Genomic DNA, 18,545 nt, shown 5'->3' with positions numbered 1-18,545 from the left:
CTCAACTCGCCTTCGGAAAAACGAGCACGCGGTTCTGCGGCAGCTCGACCCGCATGGCGCCGCCCTTCTCGATCCCCAGGCGGCGGACCGCGTTGATCGAGAAATCGGCGATCAGCACACGCTCTCCGAAGCGCGGGGACGACAGGCGGCAACGCCAGAAAGCGCCGAGGAATTCCATCTCCTCGACCGTGACCTCGACCAGATTTTGCGGTGTCTTGATGTCCTCGCGCCCGTCGAGCGAATGGGGAATGATATCGACCGGTCGGATCACCGCCGTCACGTCGCTGCCCGGGGCCACCTCGCAGGATGCGCAGGCCAGTTCCGTCCCGGCGAGCCCGACCGTGTCGTTCTGAAGCATCCTTGCCGGGAACTGGTTCGTCTCGCCGATGAAGTCGGCGACGAACAAGGTGTTGGGATGACGGTAGACCTCGGTCGGCGTTCCGACCTGCTCGATGACGCCGTGGTTCATGACCACGATGCGGTCGGCCATCGAGAGCGCTTCCTCCTGATCGTGCGTGACCATGATGGTGGTGACGCCGAGCTTGCGCTGCAGCTCCTTGATCTCGTGGCGCAGATGGACGCGCACCTTGGCGTCGAGCGCCGACAGCGGCTCGTCGAGCAGGAGCAGGCCCGGAGAGACGGCCATGGCGCGAGCCAACGCGATGCGCTGCTGCTGGCCGCCGGAAAGCTGGGCCGGGTATTTTTTCGCCTGTTCCGACAGCCCGACCAAAGCGAGCAGTTCCGCGACACGCGTCCGGATCTCGGCCTTCGGCCGCCGGGCATTCTCCAGGCCGAAGGCGATGTTCTTCTCGATCGTCAGGTTCGGGAACAGCGCATAGGATTGGAAGACGATGCCATAGTCGCGCTTCGACGGCGGCAGGTTGGAAATGTCCCTGCCAGCCTGGCGGATCGTGCCGCGCGTCTGCAGATCGAGGCCAGCGATGGCGCGCAGCAAGGTGGTCTTGCCGCAGCCGGAGGGCCCGAGGAAGCAGACGAACTCGCCTTCCCTGATGTCCAGCGACACGCCTTTCAGCGCGACGAAGTCGCCGAACGCCTTCCACAGCTGGTCGATGGCCAGATAGCTGGGCTTCGCGGGGGCTTGCGGCTCAAAGTGCATCGGAGCGGCGCCCGCTCCGGTGACGGTCTCGTGTTTCATCTCGCGGCCCATCTGTTCCCACGCAATTCCGGACGCAAAACCGCTACACACTTTTGCTGGAATTGCTCTTGCAAAACGGGCGCCGCTTCTGGCGGCGCCCGGCTGGAATGTTCAGCTCTTCGGCTCGGACTTGGCGTCGTAGCGCTTTGCCCATTCCGCCAGCACCGCCTTGCGATTGTTGGCCGCCCACTCGAAGTCGTTCTTGATCATGTGGTCGGCGACATCGGCAGGCAGGTGCTCGACCGGCTTGGCGATGCCAGGATAGGCAAGCACGGCGTAGCCTTCATTGTACATTTCGTTGGCCTCCTTCGAGACCGCAAAGTCGACCAGCTTCTTGGCGGCCTCGAGATTGGCAGTGCCGGCAACGATGGCCGTGGCTTCCGCTTCCCAGCCAGAGCCTTCCTCCGGGAAGATGATGTCGATCGGCGCGCCGGCGGATTTGGCCTTCGCGCCGGGGAATTCGAACGAAACGCCGACCACCGTCTCGCCGGCGCCGGCCATCTTGCAGGGCTTGGAGCCCGAATGCGTGTAGGCGGAGATGTTCTGGTGCAGGCCGTCCATGAAGGCCCAGGCGTCCTTCTCGCCGAACATCTGCAGCCAGGCCGAAACGTCGAGGAAACCGGTGCCCGAGGAGTTCGGGTTCGGCATCACGACATGGCCCTTGAATTCAGGCTTGGTCAGATCCTTCCAGCTTTTCGGCGCCGCGATGCCGAGCTTCTTCGCTTCCACGGTGTTGAAGCAGATGGCGGCGACATAGGCGTCCATGCCGGTCCAGGACGGCGGATTGGCGCTGTCGACGAAACGCTTGTCGAGCTTGTCGACGCCGGCCGGCGCGTAAGGCTCCAGCATGCCTTCGCTCTTCAAAAGCAGCAGCGAGGTGGCGGCAAGGCCCCAGACGACATCGGCCTGCGGATTGTCCTTCTCGGCCAGCAGCTTGGCTGTCATCACCCCGGTGGAGTCACGCACCCAGTTGATCTTGATGTCGGGATAGGCCTTCTCGAAGGTTGCCTTGTAGCGGTCGAGGTCGACGGCCTCGATGGCGGTGTAGACCGTCAGGTTGGTCTCGGCGATCGCCGTCGAGGCAACGAAGGTTGCGGCAAGCGCTGCAAGCACGGATAGGGTGCGAGATTTCATGATTAAAGTTCCCCGTCTGGTGACACATTCTGCGATGCATTGGGACGCCGTTTTCAGAATGTGCAGGCCCAGAGAATGCCGGCACGCGTCGTCCATGAGCCACTCTAGATGAGGGGAGTACGATAAGTGAAATCTATTTATCCTATGGTGGAATAGGTTCAGCTGATGTTTGTCATGAGCCCGTCATGGAGGGGCGTTGGTTCTCTTTGCCGGCAGCGAAGTGCGAAACGATGGGCACGGACTGCTGCGCTTTTGTCCACGTTCCGGAATGGATCCCCGACACTCTCCGCTCCCTCCGGTCGCTTCGAGGTCGAGGATGACGAAGGTAAAAGCGCCCCGGCAAATCTCGAACGTTGACGACGACATCCGAGGTCACTCCAGGGCGCCGACGATGATCGTTAGCCGCGACAGCACATGAAATCCGTCATCCTCGACCTCGGAAGGAGCGAAGCGACTGGAGAGTGTCGGGGATCCATTCCGGAACGCTGGAGAACAAGGCTGACCGTTCATGCCCCTTTTTGCTAGGCAGGGACTGCCTCTGTCGCCTCATCCCGTGCAGGGTTGGTGGGCCCCTTCCAGTGCCGCCATCATGTCCGGCCTCGCGGAATCGACCGGCTTGGCCGTCATGGCCTGCATCGCGTCAGCCAGAACCGCGAAACGCGTTACGTTCAGCCTGCGAGCCACGGCTATGTAGAGGAACGACTTGCTCGCCCAAACGGCCGATTGGACATTTCCGTCATCGGTGATGCGCAAGCCCTGATCCGAGCCCGTTTGCGGAATGCGGAACAGGCTGAGCCTGCACCCATGCGGTCCCTGATAACTCGCCTGGATCGCCGGCATGCCGGAGATCCCCACGTCGGATCGCAACGACACCAGTGTCAGGTCCGCCTTGGTCAATTCCGGTGCCTGGAAGTCATCGATGCGCGTGGCCTGCACGGACGAATTCATGACCTTGGCCGACCAGTGGTCGTGCAAGGTCAGCGCCTGGGCAATTTCCGGGGAGGCCCGCGTCTGGAGATTGGAAAAGGCCACGGCGCCGAGCCAGCCGCCGGCAAAGATCAGGCAGAACGCCGCCGCGGCGATGGCCATCCCGACGGGCGAAATGCGCGCTCCGGGAGACGGGAGTTGCACGACCGCGATTTCCGAGCCGAGGCCCTGCACCTGTTTCTTCAATCGTGCCAGCTGCTCGAACCGGTGGGCAAGAGCAGGGTCCGTGGCCAGGCGGTCCCTCATCAGCCGTTGCGCATCCGGTGACAATTCGCCGTCCACATAGGCATTCAGTGCCTCAAGATCGCGATCGATATCGTTCATGCTTTTCTTGCGTTTCCTGAAAAGGGGACGACACGCGGCGCCTCATCGGCCAGCAGCTTTCCCAGCGCCTCGCGTGCGCGGCTGATCCGGCTCATCACCGTACCGCGCGGAACGTTCAGCAGGTCGGCGGCCTCCTGGTAGCTGAATCCGGAAATATCGACCAGCGCCAGCACTTCCCGATGGTCGTGCGAAAGGCGCTCGAATGCCTGCCGGAGCGCGAATGTTTCCACCGTCACGCTTTCGAGCGAAACGGGCATGCCCAACATCATGTCGCATAGTGTTTCATTGGCCTGCGAACGTCGCTGATCGGCGCGGATCTGGTCTATCCAGAGGTTGCGCATGATGGTGAAGAGCCAGGCACGGAAGGCGGGTTCCGCAACAGGACGATCACGGGCGCTGGCCGCGCGCACCAGGCAATCCTGCAGCAGATCCCGCGCACGGTCGTGGTCGCGGGCAATGGCGACCGCATAGCCGTAGAGCCGTTGCTGATGGCGCGTGATGCGCTCCTCAAAGCGTGCGCGCGTCAGCATCTTTCCTTTCCTGGCTTCCCGCTCGGACATCGCTCCATGGAAAAGGAAAGCGGCAGCCCCGGGGCGCTGGGTTACGGTGTTCGATCTTACAGCGTCCTTCTCAATAGGTCGCGGAAAGATAATCGGCGATGCCCTTCAGGTCTGCATCCTCAATAGGCGCACCATAGGTCTTCTTCATCTTCTTGACCTCCGCCTCCCAGAAGGAAGCCCCCATCCGGGGCGGCTGGGTGTTGATGTAGTCGGCGGAATGGCATGCCGTGCAGTTGGTCTGCGCCAGTTCGACACCCGGCCCCGGCCTGAACTCGGCGGTTTCGTCCGGCAATTCATAGCTATCGGCCAAGGCATAGCCGCCGGCCAGCATGGCGGCCGCGGCGACAACGAGGACCTTGATGGAAACGAGTTTCATGATCTTCCTCCTCAAGCCGCGACGACCCTGGTGGTTTCGATGACGTTGCGCATGTAGCCGGAAGGGTTCCAGGGCTGCTTCTCAGGTTGCGTCTTGCCCTCGTTGGAGGTGGCACGCACCCGCAACTCATGCTCGCCTTTGGCGAGCTTCACGGTGGCGGTCCATTCACGGAAGGAATATTTGCCAAGGTCCTCGCCCAGGGCGGTCGGCTGCCAGGTCTTGCCGCCGTCGCTCGAGACGGCCACCTCCTTGATGCCGGAGCCGCCGTCGAAGGCGATGCCGCGCAGCTTGAGCGCCGCTTCCGCCTGAACCTTGTCGCCCTCCATCACGCTGGTGATGAAGGAGCGCACCTTGAACCTGTTGATGGGAACCGTCTTTTCAGCCGGCTTGCCGGGTTCGGTGCAGGCGCAATCGTTGTCGGGGATGCGATAGGCGGTCTTCATCCAGAAATTGTCGAGCGGCTTGTCCAGCACCGTGATCTCGTTGAGGTGCTTGACCCAATAGGTGCCGTACCAGCCCGGCACGACCAGCCGCACGGGAAACCCGTTGAGCCAGGGAAGGTCCTCGCCGTTCATCGCGTAGGCGATCATCACCTCGCCGTCGCGGGCATGGTCGATGTCGAGCGCCTTGGCGAAATCCGGCGTTTCCGCCAGCGGTGGCCCATCCAGCCCGCCGAACGACACCTGCACGGCACCTGGCTTGACCCCTGCCTTGTCCAGCACGGCTTTCAGCGGCACGCCCTTCCAGCGCGCATTGCCCATGGCGCCATTGCCCAGCTGGCCACCGCCCATGCGCGGCTCGAAGAAACCGCGGCTGTTGCCCGAGCATTGATGGACGGCGACCATCTCGACCGGATCGTGCAGCGACTTCAACGCATCGAGGGAAAGTGACACGGGCTTGTCGACGAGGCCCTTGACCTCGATGCGATAGGCTGCGGGATCGATGTCGAGCGGAACATCGGACAGATGATAGCGCACGAAGAAAGCGTCGTTGGGTGTGATGAGGCCTTCGTTGAAGACGCTGAATGGTGTTTCGAGCTGCGGCGGCCGCGCGGTCTGCCCGATCAGCGCACGCTTGCCCGGATATTTCACCAGCGGGCGCTCGCCATTGGCAAACGGCAAGGTGGCGATTTCGGCAGCGCGTGCCGCCAATCCCGAAAAAGCAAGTCCGCCGGCAGCGCCAAGAGCAGCCGAACCCGCGGTCTTAAGCATCAGACGTCTGCTGATCATTCGTTCCTCCAGTTTTTGTGTCAGAGGAGACGAGTGCCGCAGTCAGAATATTCCATGCGCTGAGAAAAAAATTTGCGCGGGAGATCGGCCGGGACCCTCCAGGTCCTGCGACATCGTGCCTGTCGCATACCCCCACCCCTAACCCCTCCCCTCAAGGGGGAGGGGAACGATATGGTCGTCGCTTCGGCCATAACCGTAGAAGAAAGCGCTGCCGCGGAATCCCCCTCCCCTTGAGGGGAGGGTTAGGGGTGGGGGTTCCCTTCACCAGGCAATTGCCAAGCAGCGGGTGGCCGTTTCCGTGAAGCGGTGAAGTGACCTAGACAAAATCGGCGCGGTGCGGGGTGAAACTGTCGACGAGACGGCCGGCCTCGAGCGCACGCACGCCGTGGACGAGGTTCGACGGCACGATGAAGCTATCGCCCACACCCAGCGTCTCCACCTTGCCGTCGATGGTCACTTCGAAGCGTCCCTCGGCGACATAGCTCGCCTGCACATGGGGATGCGAATGCAGGGCGCCGACGCCGCCTTTCTCGAAGCCGAACTCGACCACCATCAGCTCGTCGGTATGGACCAGCACGCGGCGGCGGTTGCCGTCGGGCGTGGCGGTCCATTCGCGGTCGACCGCACGGGAAAACATCTCGGTCTCTTTCACAATCGACACTCCCTCACGTCGCAGGTCAACGCGCAAGCCAGCCGCCGTCCACCGGCACCACGGCGCCGTGCATGTATTTCGAAGCCGGCGCCAGCAGGAACACGGCGGCGTCGCCGATGTCGCCTGGTTCGCCCCAGCGGCCGGCCGGAATGCGGCCGAGGATGGCGGCATTGCGGTCGGGATCGTTGCGCAGCGCCTCCGTGTTGTTGGAGACGATATAGCCGGGCGCGATGGCGTTGACGTTGATGCCCCTGGCGGCCCATTCGCAGGCAAGCAGCCGGGTGATGCCGAGCACGCCGTGCTTGGAGGCGGTGTAGGACGCGACCCGGATGCCGCCCTGGAAGGACAGCATCGAGGCGATGTTGACGACGCGTCCCGTTCGGTTGGCGGCCAGCAGCTTGCGGGCGAAAGCCTGGGTGAGGAAGAACTGGGATTTCAGATTGACGTCCATGACGTCGTCCCAGTCCTCTTCGGTGAAGTCGATCGCGTCAGCGCGGCGGATGATGCCGGCATTGTTGACGATGCCGTCGATCGGCCCATGCTCTTCCCAGGCCGCGTCCAGCATCGCCGCCGCAGCCTGGTGATCGGCAAGGTCGCAGGTGGTGGGCGAAAAGGAAGCGCCGATTGCCGCGAGTTGAGCGGCGGTCTCATCCATGGCCGAGCGGCCGACACCCAGAACGGCACCGCCGGCCTTGCCGACAGAAATGGCGATGCCCTGGCCGATGCCGGTGTTAGCGCCGGTCACCAGGATGCGCTGGCCCTCCAGGCTGAAGGCGGAAAGATCGCTCACCGCAGTTCGCCGATATCGACCGGGTCGACGTCGGTGTAGTCGACATTGTCGCCCGCCATCGCCCAGATGAAGGCGTAGTTAGAGGTACCTGCTCCGGAATGGATCGACCAGCCCGGCGACAGCACCGCCTCCTCGTTCTTCATGACGATGTGGCGGGTCTCGTCGGGCTCGCCCATGAAGTGGAACACGCGCGCGCTGTCAGCGAGATCGAAATAGAGATAGGCCTCCATGCGCCGGTCATGGACGTGGCAAGGCATGGTGTTCCACACCGAGCCCGGCGCCAGCTGCGTCATGCCGACGACAAGCTGGCAGGTGCGCGCGCCTTCCGGATGGATGAACTGGAAGATCGAGCGTTCGTTCGAGGTCTGCTGGCTGCCGAGGTCGAGCCGCCTGGCATCGGCGATACGGATCAGCTTTGACGGAAGCTCCTGATGCGCTGGCGCGCTCAGCAGGTAGAACTTCGCCGGGTTCTGCGGATCGGCCGAAGCGAAAGAAACCGTTTCGGTGCCCTTGCCGACATAGACCATGTCGCGCGGGCCGGCCTGGAAGCTCTCGCTGCCGGCTTGCACGGTGCCGGCGCCGCCGATGTTGACGGCGATCAGTTCACGCCGGTCGAGGAAGTTCTTCGTTCCGGTCGGCTTGATCGCGTCCAGCACGAGCGGGCTTGCCAGCGGCACCGCACCGCCGACGACCATGCGGTCGTAATGGGTGTAGGTGAGATGGACCGCGCCGGCATGGAAGAGATCGCCGATATGGAAGTTGTGGCGCAACTCGTCCGTGCCCATGGCCGCCGCGGCATTGGGGTCGATGGCATAACGGGACGAATAGCTGGTGGCTGTCATGTCGGGATGCTCTTTCTGGATTGCGGTCAGGGCTTCTTTGGTGATTTCCCGGCGGCCAGATAGTCCGACTGCTGGGTGGTGAGGCGCTGGCGGTAGCGATCCTGCGCGGCGATCAGATGCGCGCGCATGGCTGCGCGGGCCGCATCCGCGTCTCCGGCGGAAATGGCCTGCAGGATCGAGAGATGCTCGCGCTGCAGGCCGGTCAGATATTCGTTCGACAGCACCTCGACCGAGTACCAGGGCGAGGCGCGGTCGCAGGGGATGGTGCGGTCGCCGAGCGCATCGAGGATCTCGACATAAAACGGATTGTTGGTGGCCGAGGCGATCTCGCGGTGGAAGGCGAAGTCGGCCTTGCCGGTGGGTTCGCCGAGATGCAGCAGGCGGTCGAATTCGAAGAAGGCTTCCTGGATCAGCGCCTCCTGCGCGGCGTTGCGGCGCATGGCGGCCAGCCCCGCGCTCTCGATCTCGATGCCCATGCGCACTTCCAGCACGTTGATCGCCTGGCTGACCTTCTTGATCTCCTGGCTGAAGGAGGAAAAGGTCAGCGCCGGATGCTCGAGCACGAAGACGCCGGCGCCCTGCCTGGATTCCACCAGCCCGTCGGCGGCAAGGCTTGCCATCGCCTCGCGGATCACGGTGCGCGAAACGCCGAAGGTCTCCGTCATCTGCCCTTCCGTCGGCAGCTTCTGGCCAGGCATGATCTGGCCGCCGACGATCTGGGCGCGCAAGGTCGCCACCACGCGCTCGGCGAGCTTGGGTTTGCGTTCGATGCGCAGGTCTTCGACGGTTTCTGATGCCATGATTTAAATGCCTATCTGAATACGCTCGGCAGCCAGAGCGAGAGCGCGGGTATGTAGGTGACCAGGCCTAATACCACGAGGCCGGCGGCATAGAAGGGCCAGATGGAGCGCATCGCCTCCCACACCGAGATCTTGCCGACCGCGCAGGCGACGAACTGCACTGCCCCCACCGGCGGCGTGTTCAGCCCGATGCCGAAGTTCAGGATCATGATGACGCCGAAATGCACCGGGTCGATGCCATAGGCTACCGCCACCGGCAGGAAGATCGGCGTGCAGATGATGATGGTCGGCCCCATGTCCATGAAGGTGCCCAGCACTAGCATCAGGACGTTGATCAGGAGCAGGATGACGATCGGGTTGTCGGAGATCGTGTTCATCCAGGCAATCAGCGATGCCGGCACGCGCATGAATGCCATCAGCCAGGAAAAGGCAGCCGCCATGCCGATGATCAGAAGCACCATCGCCGTGGTGCGCACCGCGCCGAAGGTGGCGTGCACGAAGTCGTTCCAGGTCATGCGGCGATAGACGAAGGTGGTGACCGCAAGCGCATAGAGCACGGCGATGCAGGAGCTTTCCGTGGCGGTGAACACGCCCGAACGCACGCCGCCGAAGATGATGCCGATCAGAAGCAGGCCGGGGATCGAGATCAGGAAATACTGGCCGACCTTGGCGAAGCCGGGAAACGGTTCGGTCGGATAGCCGCGCGAGCGCGCCACGAAATAGGCGGTCACCATCAAGGCGGCCGCGTAGAGCAGGCCGGGGATGACGCCGGCGGTGAACAGGTCGGCGATCGAGATCTTTCCGCCCGCCGAGATCGAATAGATGATCATGTTGTGCGAGGGCGGCAGCATCAGCGCGATCAGCGCCGCCATCGAGGTGACGTTGACGGCGTAGTCGGCGCCGTAGCCGCGCTGCTTCATCTGCGGGATCATGACGCCGCCGACAGCCGCTGCCTCGGCCACCGCGGAGCCGGAAATGCCACCGAACAGCGTCGCGGTGACGATGTTGACCTGGCCGAGGCCGCCGCGGATATGGCCGACCAGCGAGGCCGCGAAGGCGATGATCTTCTGCGCGATGCCGCCGCGCACCATCAGGTCGCCGGCATAGATGAAGAACGGGATGGCCAGCATCGAGAACACGCTCATGCCGGAGTTGAGCCGCTGGAAGACGACAAGCGGCGGCAGGCCCATATAGAGCACCGTGGCGAAGGAAGACACGCCGAGGCAGAAGGCGATCGGCGTGCCGATCAGCATCAACAGGGTGAAGACACCGAAGAGGATCAGGATTTCCATCGCGTCAGGCCTTCACTTTGGCGGTGTCGAGTTCGGCGGCGACTTCCGCCGGCGGCAATTCGTCGAGGATGTCGTCGATCGGCTGCCCCGCCAGCCTCAGCACCATGCGCTCCAGCGAAAACAGGCAGACCAGGGCACCGCCGACGACCAGCGGCACGTAGTCCCAGCCACCCGAGATGCGCAGCGACGGCAGCGTGGTGTTCCAGGTCAGCATGACGAGCTGTGACCCGTACCAGACCATGCCGACGCCGAAGGCGAAGGCGACGGTGTCGGAGATCATGCGCAGCCAGGCCTTGCCGCCGCTCGGCACGACATAGAGCAGGACATCGAAGCCCATATGATAGTTCTCGCGCACGCCGACGGCGGCGCCCAGGAAGATGAACCAGCTCATCAGCATGACGGCGCCGGGTTCGGTCCAGCTCGGCGAGTCGTTCAGCACGTAGCGGCAGAACACCTGCCAGGCGACGATCGCCGTCATCACCACCAGGCCGGCGCCGGCCAGCCAGAGCGACAGCGTACTCAGCCAGGACAGTGCCTTGGCCGTTCTTTCCAGTCTTGCAGGCATGGTCTCGCTTCCCTGGAAGGGATGAGCAGGCCGGGTCGCCGGCCCGCCCATCGGCTGCGTCACTGCACGGCCTGAACGTCTTCGACCAGCTTCTTCAGCACCGGATCGGTGATATGCTTTTCGTAGACGGGCTTCATGGCGTCGATGAAGCCCTGCTTGTCCGGAGAGGTGATCGCGGCCCCCGCCGCTTCCACCTTGGAGCGCGACTCGGCGGTCTTGGCGGCCCACAATTCGCGCTGCTTGGCGACGCTGTCCTTGGCTGCCTGTTTGAAGATCGCCTGGTCTTCCGGCGTCAGCTTGTCGAAGGCGGCCTTGTTCATCACGAACACTTCCGGAAGGATGGTGTGTTCATCGAGCGAGAAGTTCTTGGCCACCTCGAAATGCTTGGCGGTGTCGTAGCTCGGGAAGTTGTTCTCGGCACCGTCGATGACGCCGGTTTCGATCGCCGAATAGACTTCGCCATAAGGCATCGGCGTGGCGTTGGCGCCGAGGGCCGCCACCATGTCGACGAAGATGTCCGACTGGATGACGCGGAACTTCAGCCCCTTCATGTCGGCCACCGAATTGATCGGCTTGCTCTTGTTGTAGAAGGAGCGCGAACCGGCATCGTAGAAGGCCAGCGCCACCAGTCCGGCCGGCTCGAACGCCGCCTTGATCTGGTCGCCGATGGCGCCGTCCATCACCTTGTGCATGTGGTCTTCCGAGCGGAAGATGTAGGGCAGCGCCGGAACGATGGTTTCCTTCACCGTGCCGTTGAAGGGCGCCATGGAAACGCGGTTCAGCTCGATGACGCCCGAACGCACCTGCTCGATCGTGTCCTTCTCCTCGCCGAGCTGGGCCGAGTGGTAGACCTCGACCGCATAACGGCCGGCCGTGCGCTCTTTGACCAGCTCACCGAAATATTTGACGGCCTCGACGGTCGGATAGCCATCGGGATGCGTGTCGGACGATTTCAGCACCGTCTGGGCAAGTGCCGTTCCGGTCATCAGCGATGCGGCAAGCAGCGCGGCCCCGGCCAATTTGGAAAAATGCAGCATTGGTTCCTCCCATTTATTATTCGCTAGAGTCGGTACGCCCTCTTTGCCAGCGCATAGGCCAGCTCCGGCGCCAGCTCGCGCGCCTCGTCCTCCCTCAGGCGATGCTCTGAAACGAGGCGGGCGAGAAAGGCGCAGTCGACCCGGCGCGCCACGTCGTGGCGGGCCGGTATGGATGGAAAGGCGCGGGTGTCGTCGTTGAAGCCGACGGTGTTGTAGAAGCCCGCGCTTTCGGTGGTCATCTCGCGGAAGCGGCGCATGCCTTCCGGGCTGTCGTGGAACCACCAGGCGGGGCCGAGCCGCAGCGCCGGATAGACGCCGGCCAGCGGCGCCAGTTCGCGCGCGTAGCTCGTCTCGTCCAGCGTGAAGAGGATGACGGTGAGGTCGCGTTCGAGGCCGACCGCGTCGAGCAGCGGCTTCAGCGCCGCGACATAGTCGGTGCGGTTCGGGATGTCGAAGCCTTTGTCGCGGCCGAAGCGCTTGAGCATGGCGGGCGAATGGTTGCGCCAGGAACCCGGATGGATCTGCAGCACCAGCCCGTCGTCGAGGCTCATCTTCGCCATCTCGGTCAGCATCTGGGCGCGGAACAGCCGGCGCTCGCGCTCGTCGGTCGAACCGGCGCGGATGCGGTTGAACAGTTCCTGGGCGGCGGTCGCCGAAAGATTGGCGGTGTCGGCCGTGGCATGGCCGTGATCGGTCGAGGTGGCACCGTAGCTCTTGAAATAGCCGCGGCGCTGGCGGTGCGCATCGAGGTAGCCGGCCCAGCTGCCGGTATCGCAGCCGGTGATCTCGCCGAGGCGGTCGAGATTGCCGGCGAAGCCTTCGAAATCGGGATCCACCACCGCGTCCGGTCGGTAGGCGGATACGACACGGCCCTGCCAGCCGCTGTCGCGGATCTGCCGGTGCCAGGCAAGATCGTCCAGCGCGCCGTCGGTGGTGGCGATCACCTCGATGTTGAAACGCTCGAACAGCGCGCGCGGCCGGAACTCCTCGCGCTGCAGGCATTCGGCGATGGTGTCGTAGTGGCGGTCGGCATTCGCCGCGCTCAGCGGTTCGGTGATGCCGAAGAGATCGGTCAGCACATGGTCGAACCACAGCCGGGTCGGCGTGCCGCGGAACAGAAAATAGTTCTCGGCGAACAGGCGCCAGATCCTGCGGCCGTCGGTCTCCACCGGCGCGCCGTCGAGCGTCGGCACACCAAGGTCTTCCAGCCGGATGCCCTGGCTGAACAGCATGCGGAAAACATAGTGGTCCGGCACGATCAGAAGCTGCGCCGGGTCCGGGAACGGCTCGTTGAGCGCATACCAGCGCGGCTCGGTATGGCCGTGCGGGCTGACGATCGGAAGGGATTTGACGAGGCCGTAGAGGTCGCGCGCGATCCGGCGGACCGACGGCTCGGCCGGAAACAGCAAGTCCGGATCGACAAGTGAACTGGCAACGGGCGAGTTCATGGTGACCGTGCCGCTCCTCCTTCGGCGCTTTAATGGCTAGGATCAGCACGAAGTAATGTCAACATACAAAAACTGTCATGTTGTATGATAACTTTGTTGCACCTTTCCGGACCTCGGTGTACGCAACGGACATGACGTTGCGTATGGCCGGGTTTTCAGCGAAATCCGAAACAGCGGCTTCGGGGAGGAATGCCATGACAAAGCGAGCCGTCGCATGACGGGCCTGTCCAATGCATCGCTCGCTGCTTTGCCGGCGGATATCGGGCGCCCGCGCTACGATCGTTCGGCGGTAACGCCGGGCATCGTGCATCTCGGCGTCGGCGCCTTCCATCGCGCGCACCAGGCCGTCTATGTCGACGATTGCCTGGCCGCCGGCGAAACCGGCTGGGGCATCGTCGGCGCCTCGCTGCGCAGCACGGACACACGCGATGCGCTGGCGCCGCAGGACGGCCTCTATACACTGGCAGTGCGCGGTGGCGAGGGCGAGGAGTTGCGCGTCGTCGGCTCGATCCTGTCGCTGCTCGTCGCCCCTGAGGATCCGGCAAGGCTGCTGGAGGCGCTCTGCCTGCCGTCGGTGCGCATCGTCACGCTGACCGTCACCGAAAAGGCTTATCTGCGCAATGCGGCGGGAGACCTCGACTTCACCCATGCCGACATCGTGTGGGACCTCGCCCATCACGACCGCCCCAAGACCGTCTACGGCTTCCTCACCGAGGCCATCGCCCGCCGGCAGGGGACGGCGCCGTTCACCGTGCTGTGCTGCGACAACCTGCCGGCCAATGGCGAGACGGTGCGCCGCCTGCTGCTCGAATTCGCCGGGGCCCGCGACAAGAAGCTTGCCGTCCATATCGAACGGTCGATCGCCTTTCCGTCCAGCATGGTCGACCGTATCGTGCCGGCGACGACCGACGCCGACCGCGCCCATATCGCCGCCGCGCTCGGCGTGACGGATGCCTGGCCGGTGCGCACCGAGCCGTTCAGCCAATGGGTGGTCGAGGATCGCTTTCCGGCGGGCCGCCCGGCTTGGGAGCGCTTCGGGGTCACCATGGTGGACGACGTCCGCCCCTTCGAGGACATGAAGCTTCGCCTGCTCAACGGCTCGCATTCGGCGATTGCCTATCTCGGCCTGCTTTCCGGCCACGAGACGGTGGCGGATGCGTTCGGCGACCCGGCGATCCGGCGTTTCGTGCACGGCCTGTGGGCCGAGGCCATTCCCACCCTGCCGGGCAATGCCGGCCTCGACCCTCAGGCCTATGTCGGGAAGCTGACCGACCGCTACGACAATCCTGCCCTGCAGCACCGCACCGCGCAGATCGCCAATGACGGCAGCCAGAAACTGCCGCAACGCATCGTGGCGACGGCTGTCGAACAGCTTCGGCGCGGCGCACCGGTCGATCACCTGACGCTGGCCATCGCCGCCTGGATCGCGGCCTGCGAGGCGCGCGGCCGCACGCTCGACGCCAGCCTGTTCACCGATCCGCTCGACACGCAGCTCGCGATGATATTTGCCGGCTCCGCCGCCGACACGGTCTCGCAGGTGTTCGACCGCAGCGGTTTTGCTTCCGGGCAAGCGGAACGGCCCGCATTGCAAAGGGCGGTCAGCGCCCATCTCGACACCATCCGCGGCACCGGTATCGGTGCCGCAATCGCAACTGTAGCGGGGAAATAAATGGAACAGACCTGGCGCTGGTTCGGGCCCGACGATCCGGTCACTCTCGCACATGTCACACAGGCCGGCGCCACCGGCATCGTCAGCGCGCTGCACCACATGAACGATGGCCGCGTCTGGCCGGACGACGAGATCGCCAGACGCAAGCAGGAGATCGGACGGGCCGGCCTGACCTGGCCGGTGGTCGAGAGCATCGTCGTGCACGAAGAGATCAAGACCCGCACCGGCCGCTATCGCGACTGGATCGAAAACTACAAGCAGTCGATCCGCGCCGTCGCCAGGGCCGGCATCCGCACGATCTGCTACAACTTCATGGCCATCACCGACTGGACGCGCACCGACCTCGATTTCGCGATGCCGCATGGCGGCACGGCACTGCGCTTCGATGCGGTCGACTTCTGCGCCTATGACGTGCTGGTGCTGAAGCGCGCCGGCGCCGAGGCCGACCATTCGCCCGAGCGCATCGAGGCCGCGCGCAAACGCCTGGCCGGGATGAGCGAAAGCAAGCTCGCGACACTGGAGCAGAACCTGATCGGCTGGGTGCCGGCGCGGGAATTCATCTTCGACCGCGACAGCTTCCGGCGCGCGCTCGACGTCTATCGCGACATCTCGCTGGAGGGTTTCCGCGACAACCTCTTCGCCTTCCTGCGCGAGATCGTGCCGGTGGCGGAAGAGGCCGGCGTGCGCATGGCGATCCATCCCGACGATCCGCCGTTCCCGATCTTCGGTCTGCCGCGCGTCGTCTCGACGGCGGTCGACGCGCGCAAGCTGCTCGACGCCTGTCGCTCGCCGTCGAACGGGCTGACGCTGTGCGCCGGCTCCTACGGCGCCAACCCCGCCAACGATCTTGTCGCCATGGCCGGCGAGTTCGCCCCCGACATCCATTTCGCGCATCTGCGCAATGTGACGAAGGAGCCTGACGGCTCCTTCCACGAAGCCGAGCACCTGGAAGGCGACACCAACATGGTGCGCCTGGTGGCGGCGCTGATGCGGGAGGAAGTGCGGCGCAAGGCGGAAGGGCGCGCCGACTGGCAGATCCCGATGCGGCCCGACCACGGCCACGCCATCGTCGACGACATCGGCAAGAAGGTGAACCCCGGCTATTCCTGCATCGGCCGCCTGAAGGGCCTGGCCGAGCTGCGCGGCATCATGCGCAGCTTCGAGACCTTTGGTATTCCGGCCGAGGCTGGCCGATGAGCCGGATCGGCGTGATCGGCCTCGGCATGGCGGCAGCGCCGCATGCCAGAAGCCTGCTCGACCTTGCCGACCGCGTCGAGGTTGCCGCCGCCTACAGCCCGACACGAACGCGCCGCGAGGCTTTCGCGAAAAGCTACGGCCTGCCGACCTGCGATGACCCTGCCGCGATCTTCGACGACCGCGGCATCGATGCCGTGCTGCTGCTGACGCCGCCCAACACGCATCTCGACCTGGTGCGGCGCGCGGCCGCAAGCGGCAAGCACATCCTGCTGGAGAAGCCGCTGGAAATCAGCCTGGCGCGTGCTGAGGCGCTGGTGGCAGCGGCGGAGGAAGCCAGGGTGAGGCTCGGCATGGTGCTGCAGCACCGCTTCCGCCCGACCGGCGCCGCTTTGGCCGAGCTGGTCAGCGGTGGCCGGCTGGGCACGGTCGTCAGCGCCTCCGCGCGCCTGAACAACTGGCGCCCTCAAGACTACTACGACCAGCCCGGGCGCGGCACCAGGGCACGCGACGGCGGCGGCGTGCTCTTGACCCAGGCGATCCACACGCTTGACCTTTTGATCGCGGTGGCCGGCGCGCCGGAAGAGGTCACCGCCTACGCGGTGACGAGCCCGGTGCATCGCATGGAGACCGAGGACCTGGTGGCCGGCGCCATGCGCTTCGCAAACGGCGCCATCGGCTCCGTCACCGCCACCACCGCGGCCTATCCCGGCCACCCGGACGCCATCGACATCATCGGCACCAAGGGCATGGCACGGCTGGAAGGCACGAGGCTGTCGGCCGCTTTCCATGACGGCAGCGAATTCCAGCTCGAGGACGAAGCGCCCGGCGGCGGCACCGGCGCCGATCCGATGGCGTTTTCCCACCAGCACCACCGCGCGGTGCTGGGCGATTTCCTCGACGCCATGGCGACAGGCCGGGAACCGAAGGTCAGCGGCCGCGAGGCGCTGAAGGTGCATCGCCTGATCGAGGCGCTGCTGGCGTCTTCCGAAAGTGGGCGGCTGCGGAAGGTGCAGGGTTGAGAGGAACGCGGCGCTGATATCTCCCCCCTTGCGGGGGAGAAAGCGATTTCAGCATCTTAGCGAGCACGCCCGCAGGGCGGCGCAGTCTAAGTGCTAGAAATCGCAAGAGAGGGGATTTGCCGGCACAACGTCGGCGATCTGCTCTCAAAACGCCCGGCTTCGGAGAGCGGAAGAAAGGCACTCGCTTATGAAACCCTCAGCTGAAAATCCCCTCTCTTGGATTTTCTACGACTTAGACTGCGCCGCCCTGCGGGCGTGCTCGCTAAGATCGTGAAAATCCTTTCTCCCCCACAAGGGGGGAGATAGAGGCGCCCGGCCTCCGCGAGGGCGGATCACCGTCTACCGGCCTCACCCAAACAGCTCCGCCACCGTCTCTTCGCCCAGCGCGAAGCCGGTGCTGGCGCCGGTGCCGGAGGTGACCATGACCAGCCGCACATCCTCATGCGGGGCGTCGCGGAAGGCGGCGTGGGTGGCGGAGGAGTAGGTGCCGGTCCAGCGCGCGGTGACCACCGGCGCGGCTTGCGGAAACAGCCTGGCGTATTCACCGAGGATCAGCCGGTCGACCTCGTCGGAAGCGAAGGGATCGGGCGTCGGACCGTAGTGGTGGGAATCGCCGATGACCAGCGAGCCGTCGGCGCTCTGGGTGACGATGAGATGGACGCCGTTGGCCAGCTCGCCGGCCTGCTCGCCTTCGAGCCGGCGCCTGAGTGCCGCCGCCTCGGGCAGCGCCGCGTAGCCCTCATAGCGCAGCAGGCTGAGGTCGGAGACCAGCGCCGCGCCGAGCTGAAAGCCGGGATCGGCCAGGCGCAGCATCTGCAGCTTGCAGCGGCGCACGCCATATTGCCCGATCCGTTCCGGAAAGAGGCTGGTCAGATCGTCGCCCGGGCACACCGCCACCTTGGCGGCATGGACCGGTCCGGCGCTGGTCACCACCTTGCCGGGTTCGATCGCGCTGACCGCCACGCCGAAGCGGAATTCGACACCGAGCTGTTCGGCTAGGTATGCGGTCAGTTTCGGCAGCACCTCGCGGGACTCCACACGCAATTCAAACGGGCTGTAGAGGCCGCCGGCTATCTCGGCGCCGCGCAAGGCTGGCAGCCGGGCGACGACTTCCGCCGGGGACAGCAGCACGCATTCGGCGCCGTCCGGCGTTGCCGCGAAGGCCTGCAGAACGGCTAGCGCCTCGGGCCGGCGGGCGACGACCAGCTTGCCGCGATGCAGGACGTTGAGCCCGGCCTGCGCGGCGAGATCGAGCCAGATGGCGCGGCTGCGTTCGGCGCGCAAACGCGAGATGCCCGGCTCCTGCCCGCTGACCACGACCAGCCCGAAATTGCGGATCGAGGCGCCGTTGGCCTGGGCATCGCGGTCGATGACCACGACGCTGAGGCCACGCCTTGCCGCGGCGAGCGCATGGGCGAGCCCCACGATACCGGCCCCGACCACCGCCAAATCATACTGCGCCACTGTC

The 18,545-nt window shown here is 64.9% G+C and carries 18 protein-coding genes; 3 read left to right on the top strand and 15 right to left on the bottom strand.

The window, feature by feature from the left end; genetic code table 11:
- Position 1: 1 nt before the first annotated feature.
- The 14 genes from ACFWXH_RS30375 to uxaC form a co-directional block, all read right to left on the bottom strand.
- Positions 2-1,156, bottom strand: a complete 1,155-nt coding sequence (locus tag ACFWXH_RS30375) for a putative 2-aminoethylphosphonate ABC transporter ATP-binding protein (protein ID WP_379125152.1) — start codon at positions 1,154-1,156, stop codon at positions 2-4.
- Positions 1,157-1,267: 111 nt separating this feature from the next.
- A complete protein-coding gene (locus tag ACFWXH_RS30370; protein WP_379125151.1) occupies positions 1,268-2,290 on the bottom strand; it encodes a putative 2-aminoethylphosphonate ABC transporter substrate-binding protein in 1,023 nt (340 codons plus the stop codon).
- Positions 2,291-2,836: 546 nt separating this feature from the next.
- Positions 2,837-3,601 carry an anti-sigma factor family protein gene (locus ACFWXH_RS30365; RefSeq protein WP_379125150.1) on the bottom strand — a complete coding sequence of 255 codons (765 nt, stop codon included), beginning with the start codon at positions 3,599-3,601 and terminating at the stop codon, positions 2,837-2,839.
- On the bottom strand, positions 3,598-4,131 hold the full coding sequence (locus ACFWXH_RS30360; RefSeq protein ID WP_379125149.1) for an RNA polymerase sigma factor: 534 nt from the start codon (positions 4,129-4,131) through the stop codon (positions 3,598-3,600). Before ACFWXH_RS30360 ends, ACFWXH_RS30365 begins: the two co-directional genes overlap by 4 nt.
- 100 nt (positions 4,132-4,231) lie before the next feature.
- Positions 4,232-4,537 (bottom strand): cytochrome c, encoded by a 306-nt coding sequence (locus ACFWXH_RS30355; RefSeq protein ID WP_379125148.1) that lies wholly within the window; start codon positions 4,535-4,537, stop codon positions 4,232-4,234.
- An 11-nt stretch (positions 4,538-4,548) separates the two neighbouring features.
- Entirely contained in the window at positions 4,549-5,766 is a 1,218-nt protein-coding gene (locus ACFWXH_RS30350; RefSeq protein WP_379125147.1) for a molybdopterin-dependent oxidoreductase, read from the bottom strand.
- A gap of 316 nt (positions 5,767-6,082) precedes the next feature.
- The gene (locus tag ACFWXH_RS30345) at positions 6,083-6,403 is read right to left on the bottom strand and encodes a cupin domain-containing protein (RefSeq protein ID WP_379125176.1); all 321 of its coding nucleotides are present in this window, start codon (positions 6,401-6,403) and stop codon (positions 6,083-6,085) included.
- 40 nt (positions 6,404-6,443) lie between these two features.
- Positions 6,444-7,208, bottom strand: coding sequence for a 2-dehydro-3-deoxy-D-gluconate 5-dehydrogenase KduD (gene kduD, locus ACFWXH_RS30340; RefSeq protein ID WP_379125145.1), 765 nt, complete (start codon positions 7,206-7,208; stop codon positions 6,444-6,446).
- A complete protein-coding gene (gene kduI / locus ACFWXH_RS30335; protein ID WP_379125143.1) occupies positions 7,205-8,050 on the bottom strand; it encodes a 5-dehydro-4-deoxy-D-glucuronate isomerase in 846 nt (281 codons plus the stop codon). Before kduI ends, kduD begins: the two co-directional genes overlap by 4 nt.
- A gap of 26 nt (positions 8,051-8,076) precedes the next feature.
- Entirely contained in the window at positions 8,077-8,850 is a 774-nt protein-coding gene (locus ACFWXH_RS30330) for a FadR/GntR family transcriptional regulator (protein ID WP_379125142.1), read from the bottom strand.
- A gap of 11 nt (positions 8,851-8,861) precedes the next feature.
- On the bottom strand, positions 8,862-10,142 hold the full coding sequence (locus ACFWXH_RS30325) for a TRAP transporter large permease (RefSeq protein WP_379125141.1): 1,281 nt from the start codon (positions 10,140-10,142) through the stop codon (positions 8,862-8,864).
- 4 nt (positions 10,143-10,146) lie between these two features.
- Positions 10,147-10,707, bottom strand: coding sequence for a TRAP transporter small permease (locus ACFWXH_RS30320; protein WP_054312053.1), 561 nt, complete (start codon positions 10,705-10,707; stop codon positions 10,147-10,149).
- A 59-nt stretch (positions 10,708-10,766) separates the two neighbouring features.
- Positions 10,767-11,744, bottom strand: coding sequence for a TRAP transporter substrate-binding protein (locus tag ACFWXH_RS30315; protein WP_379125140.1), 978 nt, complete (start codon positions 11,742-11,744; stop codon positions 10,767-10,769).
- 23 nt (positions 11,745-11,767) lie between these two features.
- Positions 11,768-13,192 carry a glucuronate isomerase gene (gene uxaC, locus ACFWXH_RS30310; RefSeq protein WP_379125138.1) on the bottom strand — a complete coding sequence of 475 codons (1,425 nt, stop codon included), beginning with the start codon at positions 13,190-13,192 and terminating at the stop codon, positions 11,768-11,770.
- A gap of 214 nt (positions 13,193-13,406) precedes the next feature.
- Between uxaC and ACFWXH_RS30305 the strand changes: the two genes are divergently transcribed.
- The 3 genes from ACFWXH_RS30305 to ACFWXH_RS30295 are packed head-to-tail and all read left to right on the top strand — an operon-like array spanning position 13,407 to position 17,077.
- On the top strand, positions 13,407-14,861 hold the full coding sequence (locus ACFWXH_RS30305; RefSeq protein WP_379125136.1) for a mannitol dehydrogenase family protein: 1,455 nt from the start codon (positions 13,407-13,409) through the stop codon (positions 14,859-14,861).
- Entirely contained in the window at positions 14,862-16,058 is a 1,197-nt protein-coding gene (uxuA, locus tag ACFWXH_RS30300; RefSeq protein WP_379125134.1) for a mannonate dehydratase, read from the top strand.
- Positions 16,055-17,077, top strand: coding sequence for a Gfo/Idh/MocA family protein (locus tag ACFWXH_RS30295; protein ID WP_379125132.1), 1,023 nt, complete (start codon positions 16,055-16,057; stop codon positions 17,075-17,077). Before uxuA ends, ACFWXH_RS30295 begins: the two co-directional genes overlap by 4 nt.
- A gap of 348 nt (positions 17,078-17,425) precedes the next feature.
- Here ACFWXH_RS30295 and ACFWXH_RS30290 read toward each other — a convergent pair whose 3' ends face one another.
- A complete protein-coding gene (locus ACFWXH_RS30290) occupies positions 17,426-18,541 on the bottom strand; it encodes a TIGR03364 family FAD-dependent oxidoreductase (protein ID WP_379125130.1) in 1,116 nt (371 codons plus the stop codon).
- Positions 18,542-18,545: the final 4 nt, after the last annotated feature.

Origin of the sequence: Mesorhizobium sp. NPDC059054, from assembly GCF_042739215.1 — a bacterium.
Taxonomy (GTDB): Bacteria; Pseudomonadota; Alphaproteobacteria; order Rhizobiales; family Rhizobiaceae; genus Mesorhizobium.
This window is presented reverse-complemented; position numbering and strand designations above follow the sequence as displayed.